Here is a 9,843-nt window from a genome sequence, read left to right on the forward strand (position 1 = left end):
GCCCCAATACCGAGCACAAGCAGTATTAGGACAAGAAGCCCTATCAGCCCCATCCCCCACATCATTGCATCACCGTTCATCATTCCATCCATCATTGTTTCTCTCCCTTTCTATCTCATTTACAGTAATGGTTACGTTAAGCACACCTCGCTTAGCTTTTCCTGCCGATAACGCCACGCCTTGAATTTCATCCTGACTTGGATTCGCTTTTTGTCGATTTGCACGAGCTATCTTCTTACCCTTTCCTCGTGGGCTGATTGTTACAAAGTCAGTACTTCAGTCCCTGTACAGCACCTATAGCGCATACTCCTCGAGCTCGTTGAGCCCGAATTCCACGCTGCAGAAGGGTAAATGGACAAAAATCACGCTAGATATCTAATGGTCACAGTTGGCAGAAGTCAGCACTGTTTCTCCTAGGAAGACCCCAGCCAATCTAAGCTTTGCGACGTTTGCTTCAGTGCATGCTCGATATCTCCTCCCGGTCCAGTTCGTTGGGCCGACGGAAACCTGCGTAGGAATGCTTAGGAAATCAGTCATGTTTAGTCGAGCCGCATACCCAGACTGGCGGTTGATTGTGTCAGCCGTGTTGGCTGCGATCCGTGAAGCCATGGATGGCAAAGTATTTGTCGAGCATGCCCTTGTAGCTACGCACGCACCCAAAGCCCGCCGTACACGGCCATGATCAGCTATAACAAGCCTCCTTACCAATGGGGATTTTTGCCATTGCAAGTATCGTCAGCTTGGCCCTGCATGATCTAGCACAGGTCGGCAAACTTCATCCTCATCAGGATTTCTATCGCATCATTATAGTCCACGAAGCCCTGAAATGGGTCAATCCAGCGAAACAGAGTAGGTGTTTCTCCTTGAAGGCTGCCGCGATAAATGATTTGTGCGGTTTGGTTGCTGATGCTAGACATTATGTTTTTTTGTTCTAACCTAGTAACGTTTTTACCAACAACCGAGGATGCCATGCAAACGTTTCGACACTCGCCAGGCAAGCCAGATGTTGTCGGCTTCTACGACATGCGGACCTCTAGCGTGCAGTACGTTGTTAGCGATCCTGTGACTCGGCGCTGCGCAATCATCGACCCAGTCCTAGATTTCGATGAAAAGTCCGGCGCTATCGCAACGCACCATGCGAATGAATTGCTGGGCTACGTTGCCAGCCAAGGGCTGAAGGTCGAATGGATTCTGGATACCCATCCGCACGCGGACCATTTTTCGGCAGCACAGTATCTAAAGGAAAAGACAGGAGCACCAACGGCTATAGGAGCTTACGTTACACAAGTGCAAGCGCTATGGAAGGATATATACAACTGGCCCGACTTTCCGGATGACGGCCGCCAGTGGGATCACCTTTTTGTAGAGGGCGATACTTTCCACGTGGGCGAGATAGAAGGCCGGATTATGTTCTCGCCCGGCCATACCAAGGCGTCGATCACCTACGTCATCGGCGATGCGGCGTTCGTGCACGACACGCTGTTTCAGCCGGATGGTGGTACGGCCCGTGCCGATTTCCCCGGGGGCAATGCTCACAAACTGTGGGATTCCATTCAGGCCATCCTGGCACTGCCGGACGACACTCGGCTCTTTACTGGTCACGACTACATGCCCGGCGATCGCGAGCCAGAGTGGGAAAGCACGGTGAGAGTCCAGCGCGAAACCAATATTCATCTCCGAGACAGCCCGACAGCGGACAGCTTCATCGCCTTGCGTAACGAGCGTGACGCCAAGCTGCCCATGCCTAAACTGATCCTGCACGCCTTGCAAGTCAATATCCGGGGCGGCGACCTGCCAGAGCCAGAGGATAATGGTCGTCGTTACCTAAAGATTCCCCTCGATGCTCTACCGGGGGCCGCCTGGGATGAGGCGCGCTCCTAAAGCGACCAAGGAGGTAACCTATGGATATCAAACCGCTCGATGATCGTCTTTATGTGACAGCACAACCTCGCCTCGACGAACTTGAACAGCTCGCCGAGCAAGGGTTCCGCACCATTATCTCCAATCGCCCGCGTGGGGAAAGTGATGACCAGCCGGATCCCGATGCTCTCAAGGCTAAGGCAGAATCACTGGGTATGGTCTGGCATGAAGTTCCCGTCAAGCCCGGCAAGTATTCCCAGCAGGACATTGCCGCCTTTGCCGATGCCCTGGAGTTATCGCCGACTCCCGTGATCGGTTTCTGCCGGACCGGCACACGGGTCGCTCATCTCTGGGCCTATTCACAGGTCTCGCATCGTCCGATTTCGGAACTCGTCGGTGCTGCCAAGTCGGCCGGCTATGACCTAGAGCCGCTTCGCGAGAGCCTCGAAAACCAGGCCAATGACAACTAATAGCGCTGACCGGCATGGCCAGTTTGCGCCGCTATTTCCCCATCGCTCAGTGGCTGCCAGGCCGTCAACTTGATCGATGCCTCGGCACTGGATAGTTTGCAGTCGATCAACCCGCGTTTGAGTGATGCGGGGTTACAACTGCACCTTTGCGAGGTCAAGGGGCCAGAGATGAACCGCCTGCTGAAGACAGCATTCCTACGCAATTTCAGCGGTAATGTCTTCCTGAACACGTTCGATGCTTGACATGCCTTGCACGCTCATTCTTCTGCAGAGCTGAGCGATCCCGACAATGACGATGCTTCGACACGGCTTGTCCGGCATATTTCAAATACCTGACATAGAGGAGACACAACGTGGACATAGCGGCAAGTCTTTCCGGTTTGATCGGCGGTGTGCTGATCGGCCTGGCAGCTGTATGGCTGATGGCAACGCTGGGTCGTATTTCCGGCGTCAGCGGAATCCTCTCCGGACTATTGCTGGAGCAACCCGCAGGAGATTCGGCTTGGCGCCTGGCCTTCCTACTGGGTCTGTTCAGCGGCCCACTCATCCTTATTTTACTGGGAGGTGGGCTAGGTAATGTCTCCGGCGCACCGGATGAGGTCATCGGTCAGCCGGCGGGAGATATCGGGCTGATGCTGCTGGCAGGTCTATTGGTCGGCGTCGGGACAAAAGTCGGCAGCGGCTGTACTAGTGGTCACGGCGTCAGCGGTCTGGCCCAGGGCATGGACCTGTCCGCCAGCGTCGCGCCCTTTATCCTGCGCGGCGTGCCCCTGGCGGGGATCGACAGCGTGATGCGCGCCTACGCGGATCGCGTCGAGTCCTGGCGGCGTCTGGGGCAGCTGCTGGTTCCCGAGCAGCTCGATGCTATCACCAGCTCCATCGCCCTCGACGACGCCATCGAGGCGGTCGATGATCTGCTCGCCGGCCGCATTCGCGGACGCGTAGTAGTGACCATGGCTCTATAAATCCGAATAATAGGTACGTTTTCTTTACGTAGAAAATTTAACGTAATTTATTTACGCAAAATTGCCCCTCCAGGAAGTCCTGGTGTCATTTTCAGAAGACGGCTGCACCAGCGCATCGAGCGGACCGCCCGGTGTGCAGTGGTCTTCTGAAAGAATTGTTTCAGCAATCGCCTTCACCAACCTCGACTATGCTCAGTCCTCCTAAGCACCATGGGCGGGTCGAGGCATGGCATCAGATACATCACCAATTGCAGAGCAAGGCGTGACCATCCTGTCCGACCTGAGCACAGGCCCAGTTCCGAACGTCCATCATCGGAGCCTTGGTGACACTTGAATTGGGGCATGAGGCCGCCGCACGCATCAAGGTCAGCAAGACGGCCCTCTACGCCGTTTTGAAGGCCAGCCAGCCCGACACGCCAGTGGGCCTTGGGCGGGGCAACGGGCAACGGGCAACTACAATGCTCGACCATGCACCACGATAGTGCATGGCCGGACACAGGGATGACTCCCTGGCGCCTGATGGGGCATGCCCCGAGACCGAGACGCTCTCGTTCCAGGACGCCGTTGGGGAAGGCGAGGGCGGGGCCATCAGGGCAATGATGTCGGCCACCGAGGTCGGACGGCTGAAGAGGAAGCCCTGGCCGTGGGTGCAGCCGGTATCGCGCACGAACGCTTCCTGCTCGGGGGTGTCGATCCCCTCGGCGATGGTCTTCATGCCACAGTGGTTGGCCATGAAGACGATGGTCTTGACCAGCGAGGCGTTCAGCGAGGAGGCTTTCGGGCCGGACACGAACGACTTGTCGATCTTGACCGTTTCCAGGGGATAGCGGCCCAGGTCGCCAAGGCCGTAATACCCCGTGCCGAAGTCATCCAGCACCAGGCGGTATCCTCGCTTCGCCAGGTCGAGCAGTACACGGTGCTAGTTGTCACTTTCCAAGATCAACAGGCTCTCGGTGATCTCGAGCTTGATGCTGGAAGACTCCACGCCGTGTTTTTCCAGCAGCTGTTTCAGTTTGAACGGAAACGTCAGGTCGCGCAGCTGCTTGGCCGAGATATTGATCGAGACCGTGATATTCCGGCCCGTTTCTTCCGCCACGGGAATGAATTCGGCCGGCAACACCTCCCCCAGTTCCTTGTGGCGCCACCGGAGCAGTGCTTCCATGCCGGTGATCTCACGGCTCACCAGAGAATAGATAGGCTGATAGCGCAGGTACAGCTCTTCATGGGTCAGGCAATGAGCCAACAGACCCTTCAGCCTTGCATGTTACTGCGAGCGCTACTCCATCGTTGCATCATAGAAGCAGAACAGGTTTGTGCCCCTCGACTTGGCTTGGTACATGGCGATATCGGCATAGCGGAACACATCGGAGAGATCCTGAGTGTCGTCGGGAATCATCGCGATCCCGATACTCGCCCCGACCAGCATGTGCTTGCCGCCCACCTCAACGGGGCCCGCCAGCAGGGCATGAATCTTGTCGACGACCCGTGACACATCTTCCTCAGAGGCGACGTCGGTCAGCAACAGACAGAATTCATCACCACCGAAGCGTGCCACATCGTCCTCGGTGCGCACGAGCTTCGCCATGGATTTGGCCACCCAGCACAGCAGCTCATCGCCGGCGGTATGGCCCAGGGTGTCGTTGACGGCCTTGAAACCGTCCAGGTCAACGTAGAGGACTCCGGCCTTCAGCTTATGGCGGATGCAGCGCGCCAACTCGTGGTTCAGGTGCTCTATAAACAGCGACCGGTTCGCCAATCCGGTGAGAAAATCGTAGTTCGCCTGACGAAAAAGCAGTTCCCGACTGGTGCTCAATTCCATGAGGTGACCATGGGCCAGCCTGACATAGGCTCGCAGCCGTCGATAGAAGAAGAGGCTGCCCGCGAGGATCAGTAGCACGCCTCCAATCACCCAGGGTAGGAGCTGTGTGAGGAGGCTCTGGCCAGGATGCTCCGGACGCCATTGAAGGGTGCCCAGCGGCTCGCCGCTCGGTGTTGCCAGGGGGAGGGACGCCAGTTGGCCTGTCTCCCGAGGGGGAGCTGCCGCTGCAGGCAGCAGACGCAGGGCCTCGATCTGAAAATCACGACGCCAAGCGCCCAGAATGGCCTCGTCGATGTAGTTGACCAGGATCAGATAGCCATGCGCCTGATCGGTGGCATACGGGGTCGGGTCGTAGGCCACATACGGCGACACGGCGACCAGGGCAGGCGCTCCCTGGATATCCAGGATGTCAGATGCGGGCTCGGGGTCGGCGAAATCGGTGTCGATGGCCTCGGCCATGAGCTGCTTGAACTCGGCGGTCAGCAGGCCCTCGGGCAGCGCCTCCAGTTCCGTACCCTTGTGTACGCCGTGGATCAGTGTCGCCTCGCGATCCAGACTCACTACCCAGTCGGTACCGTACTGGTTCTGCAGATAACCGCTGACGTTTTCCATGGCCCAGTCGGTGTCTCGCTGGTAGATTACCAGCTCGACGGCCTCGTTCCACCAGCTATAATCTCGGCTGCGGTTGGCCAGTTCCTCGAGCTCGAGATCGAGCAGTCGCTGCACCTGCTCCCGCGACTTCGCTTCGGCATAGCGATCGAGCGACTGCGACGACAGGATCACCACCCCGAAGACCCCGGCCACGGCGATCAAGATCGTGACCAGGCTGATTAAGAGACCGCGCCCCAGGGCTCTCATAAGCCGTTCACTGGACTCGATGGAGGCCAATTCGTCCTGAGGGGCGCTATCCCCGCGTTCTTGTTCGGCGTGCACTTACACGTTGTCCATGTCGAAGCCTTAAGAAGAGTATCCGCGTGCTCTTTCGCCAAAGAGCCTTCGTCGCCCGTCGCTTGTCGCGCTTGTGCGAACAGACTGTGATATAGCTCATAACTTATCTGTAAGGAAGTTACACTGAAAGCGTCTCAAGAGTAATTTTATTCACCCGTAATCGGCCACCACTCCCTTTAACGCTGGATAGAGAAGCACTGCTGGAGGCACCGCGGCTGCCGGCAGTCAGGGCAGCGAGCGATGGTGACGGAACGATGAACCCGCCATATTCATCAGCGCATCGAACGCGTGTGTTGAGCCCATTGATTGCCTGTCGTTGTCAGAAGGTGGTTGTACCCATACATTGGGCGGTTCGCCCGGTGTGCAGCGGACTTGTGAACGAGCCGTGTCAAACGATCCTCGAATTGGTTCAGCATGGCGGCGCACAATGCAGCCTGTCCGAGAAACGATCATTAGGCGGCCAATCCGGACATTGTCCGACAACAGCTTGTTTGATGTATTTTGGGACAATAAGATAAACGGACGGATTAGCGGACAAAAGGGGCAGTCAATGGCGCTGATTGGCTATGCGCGGGTCCCGACGGCAGAGCAGAACACCGCCTTGTAGACCGATGCGCTTCGCAAGGCGGAGTGCGAGCGAATCTTTGATGACACCGTCTCCGGGGCCAAGGAAGAACGACCCGGCCTAACAGCCGCGCTGGGGTTCCTGCGCGACGGGGATGTGCTGGTTGTGTGGCGACTGGATCGACTGGGACGCTCACTGCCGCATCTGATCGAAGTGGTCAGCACTCTGGACGCGCGTGGCGTCGGATTCCGGTCGCTGACCGAAAGCATCGATACCACCACGCCGGGTGGGCGGCTGATCTTCCACGTGTTCGGCGCCTTGGGGCAGTTCGAGCGTGATCTGATCCGTGATCGCACCAAGGCGGGGCTGGCCGCTGCCGCCGCCCGTGGGCGCAAAGGAGAATGCAAGCCCGTTGTCACCGACGACAAGCTGAAGCGGGCAAGGGAGCACCTCGCCAATGGGCTGAGCATCCGCGAGGCCGCCGCACGCATCAAGGTCAGCAAGACGGCCCTTTACGCCGCTTTGGAGGCCAGCCAGTCCGAAGCCCCAGACCACAGTGCAACCGACTTCAGACACGCAGTGCGATCGTCTTCTGAAAATAACACCTGGAGGGGCAAGCTTCATGTGTAAAGAAAACTGGACTGCTCTGTGTTCTCCGGACACTTCTAGCCTAATAGTGATGCTTTATATCGACTTTATGATCAAAGATGGCAGAAAATCAGCCGATATGTGTAAGCATAATAGTATTAAACTTGGAGCATTTAAGGATAGGCCAGTAAGAACTTGGACTGGCTGCAGTCCCCTGAACCCAATTGATACTGATTTTTAAGAAGGCACCACCGAGCTAGCAACTTATTCCACTTAGCGCTGTTCATAGCTTTTCTCATTATTCGAGCTTTCAAAAAGCATGACTGACCGGATGGATCAAGCGGTTTTGAAAATGCCTCCCTCAGCAGACAGCCTGGGGAAGCGTGAAATCAACAGTCTGGGCGAACTACAAGCCCGTATAACCCATGCTTAACGGGCAGGTTCTCCGTTTGCCATCAATTGATAGCCTTACTGTGGCAGAGTAGGATCAGTCCCAAGTAAGGAACCTTACCTGCGCTTTCTGCCGCTCGATCCCGAACTCCGCTGGCTCGACATCTGCAAAGGGCTGCCCCTCCATCGCTAGCCAGTAGCAACGTAGATCAGCATCGCCTCGGACAATCAGCACATCATCATGATTTTGCATCCTTCTCTTCTCATTCCCGTATGACAGGTCTCGAAGAGAGGTAGGGGCGGTGTGACGTGAAATGAAGGCGTCGGTGTAGACTACGAGGTTTACACCCCGTGGATTGGCCAACGACGGGAACAGTATGCCGCTAGCACCAGCCTCCAAGGCTAGGTCAGCGAGCAACCAGCTGGGCGGTTCAACGCGATCATTAAACAAAATTCTACGCCAGTCACAACCCATTTCCTGCCAGAGAGAGTCCCAGTCAGCCGTGTACCCATGGCTGAAGTCCACTACTGTGGCCAACGCTACCGTGTAGCTCACAATAAGACCGGGTGGCATCAGGGTCGAGAGCTGCCGGCACTCCTCAAGCGCGGTCAGCTCTTCCAGAGCAAGGTAGAGTGCGGGAACCCCGATACGATTGAGGCGACCGCCATGCTGGGCGGCGCCTGCGCCACTTGTGGGGGGCGATGGCCCAGCGGGGGACATGGACACGATAGGCTGGTTGATCTGCCAGGCTGGTAAGGATCATCCAGCCGCGCCTGCGTGAAGTGATTGAACATAGTTCAATAGATCCTCAGCTCGTCCCTCGCTGACCAACTGCTCTGGTGTCCTGAAATTGAATGCGCTGATCGGTTCATTACGAAACCAGAACGCGGCATCCTGAAAATTACCATTTATGTCAGCCGCTGCTCCCATGACTCGCACCGCATCCCGTAAGTAAGTCTGCAGCTTCTCAGCCCCCTGGGCGCGGTTTACAGTAACGCGGTGGACATGCGCCCGCGAGGCCAGCGTCTGTACATCCATGCCCAGGGCAAGGCAGAACATCCTCGGGCTGATGATTGGGCTCTTGGTTTGCCGTGCCCGAGCTTTCAAGTCAGCGAGGAATTGATTGAAAGTGTCGGGAGCAACGTAATCGGACGGCTCGATGATTGCTTCAACGCTCATAGCCTATTTTCCCTGCAAAAATGCAGCGATGTTGCTACATAAATGCATCATATAACTTCAGCGCTTCGAAGTCCATCTCCGCAAGGTGATGTTTGGTCAACTGAACAGCTTAGGCACTCCTTTTACTTCCGCCTTGGCACCGGCAGGCTTGGATGACCCTCTGCTCGCTTTCACTTGGCCTGTCTGTTCGCTTTTATCCGCTGGCGCTTCGTTGTTTAAAGCCTTTTGGCGACCAGCCGAGGTCCCACCTCGCTTCTTCAGGCGTCGCTGGATAGGTGAGGATGTCCGTACATCTTTCTGCCCAGACACAGCCGATTTCTGCTGTTCTGTAGCACCTTGCGTCGTTTTATCAACCATGACAGTAGGGACTGGCTGATGGCTCGGCTGTGTCACTGGGGACTCATGCTCAGCTGTGGCCAGCATTGCCTCCCCCAGGCCAAGTTGAATATGGGTATCATTCGGTGCGTTATCGGCCTCTGGGCTCCAGTCACCCAGCTCAGCCGAAACATCACTATGGTTATCTGCGTCAGCCCCTAGCGTCAGCTGACTAATCTCTGAAAAGTCATTCGTGGGTTCGGCTTGCTCAGCGATCAGTTCAACATCCCCCCCGCTTGTTGTGGGCGAAATTTGGTCATTGGTCGCTATCTGTGCAACGTTCCCACCGGCCGCCTCAACAATCTCATTTAGTAACCAAGCTCCCTCTGATTCTCTTTTAAATCCTGCTGGAGTCTTAGTATGAATGGAATTACTCATCCCATCCTGCTCATAATGTGCAATATCCCCACCGACACCGGGGACATCCTCTAGCAGCCAAGCGCCAACTATAGCCTTTTCGTCGCCTGTTTCAGCTTTGGCTGAGGCCTGCTGATTCTGGGCATCATTGCCTTTCTGTGCAGCATCCCCACCGCAAGGTATTGGCTGGCCCGTGCCTTCCTGTGTAGTGTTCTCACCTGCCGTATGAGAATCGTCCAGCAGCCAGGCACCATCTATAACTTTTTCTCCGCCTGTTTCAGCCATTGCGGAAGCCTGCTGGTTCTGGGTGCCATTGCCTTTCTGTG

Annotated in this window: 10 protein-coding genes and 2 pseudogenes; 6 read left to right on the top strand and 6 right to left on the bottom strand. The window is 56.4% G+C overall.

The window, feature by feature from the left end; genetic code table 11:
• Positions 1 to 535: 535 nt before the first annotated feature.
• The 5 genes and pseudogenes from ELY38_RS18985 to ELY38_RS00240 all read left to right on the top strand — a co-directional run.
• Complete coding sequence (locus ELY38_RS18985) at positions 536 to 682, top strand: hypothetical protein (RefSeq protein ID WP_157826461.1); 147 nt, start codon at positions 536 to 538, stop codon at positions 680 to 682.
• Positions 683 to 969: 287 nt separating this feature from the next.
• Positions 970 to 1,881 (top strand): MBL fold metallo-hydrolase, encoded by a 912-nt coding sequence (locus ELY38_RS00225; protein ID WP_035558003.1) that lies wholly within the window; start codon positions 970 to 972, stop codon positions 1,879 to 1,881.
• A 20-nt stretch (positions 1,882 to 1,901) separates the two neighbouring features.
• A complete protein-coding gene (locus ELY38_RS00230) occupies positions 1,902 to 2,330 on the top strand; it encodes a protein tyrosine phosphatase family protein (RefSeq protein ID WP_035557861.1) in 429 nt (142 codons plus the stop codon).
• Between the two features lie 69 nt (positions 2,331 to 2,399).
• Positions 2,400 to 2,573: a hypothetical protein gene (locus tag ELY38_RS00235; protein WP_176304696.1), complete on the top strand. Its 174-nt coding sequence runs from the start codon at positions 2,400 to 2,402 to the stop codon at positions 2,571 to 2,573.
• A 110-nt stretch (positions 2,574 to 2,683) separates the two neighbouring features.
• Positions 2,684 to 3,049, top strand: a pseudogene (locus ELY38_RS00240) (YeeE/YedE family protein); the annotation flags it as partial.
• A gap of 628 nt (positions 3,050 to 3,677) precedes the next feature.
• Here ELY38_RS00240 and ELY38_RS00245 read toward each other — a convergent pair.
• Genes ELY38_RS00245 through ELY38_RS00255 form a run of 3 tightly spaced genes read right to left on the bottom strand, consistent with a single transcriptional unit; the run spans position 3,678 to position 6,047 of the window.
• Entirely contained in the window at positions 3,678 to 4,205 is a 528-nt protein-coding gene (locus ELY38_RS00245; RefSeq protein WP_127059532.1) for an EAL domain-containing protein, read from the bottom strand.
• 9 nt (positions 4,206 to 4,214) lie between these two features.
• Positions 4,215 to 4,538, bottom strand: coding sequence for an EAL domain-containing protein (locus ELY38_RS00250; RefSeq protein WP_101145389.1), 324 nt, complete (start codon positions 4,536 to 4,538; stop codon positions 4,215 to 4,217).
• Between the two features lie 33 nt (positions 4,539 to 4,571).
• Positions 4,572 to 6,047 carry a sensor domain-containing diguanylate cyclase gene (locus ELY38_RS00255; RefSeq protein ID WP_127059533.1) on the bottom strand — a complete coding sequence of 492 codons (1,476 nt, stop codon included), beginning with the start codon at positions 6,045 to 6,047 and terminating at the stop codon, positions 4,572 to 4,574.
• Positions 6,048 to 6,687: 640 nt separating this feature from the next.
• Here ELY38_RS00255 and ELY38_RS00260 point away from each other — a divergent pair.
• A pseudogene (locus ELY38_RS00260) lies at positions 6,688 to 7,257 on the top strand (recombinase family protein); the annotation flags it as partial.
• Between the two features lie 445 nt (positions 7,258 to 7,702).
• Here the strand turns inward: ELY38_RS00260 and ELY38_RS19245 are convergent.
• From ELY38_RS19245 to ELY38_RS00280, 3 genes are all read right to left on the bottom strand, one after another.
• Complete coding sequence (locus tag ELY38_RS19245; RefSeq protein ID WP_232774555.1) at positions 7,703 to 8,326, bottom strand: RES family NAD+ phosphorylase; 624 nt, start codon at positions 8,324 to 8,326, stop codon at positions 7,703 to 7,705.
• A gap of 39 nt (positions 8,327 to 8,365) precedes the next feature.
• Positions 8,366 to 8,785 (bottom strand): hypothetical protein, encoded by a 420-nt coding sequence (locus ELY38_RS00275; RefSeq protein WP_035557849.1) that lies wholly within the window; start codon positions 8,783 to 8,785, stop codon positions 8,366 to 8,368.
• Positions 8,786 to 8,881: 96 nt separating this feature from the next.
• Positions 8,882 to 9,843, bottom strand: a 962-nt coding sequence (locus ELY38_RS00280; protein ID WP_222845094.1) for a hypothetical protein, incomplete at its 5' end; no start/stop codon positions are given.

It is taken from the genome of Vreelandella nanhaiensis (assembly GCF_003990185.1).
In the GTDB taxonomy this organism is placed as follows: domain Bacteria; phylum Pseudomonadota; class Gammaproteobacteria; order Pseudomonadales; family Halomonadaceae; genus Vreelandella; species Vreelandella nanhaiensis.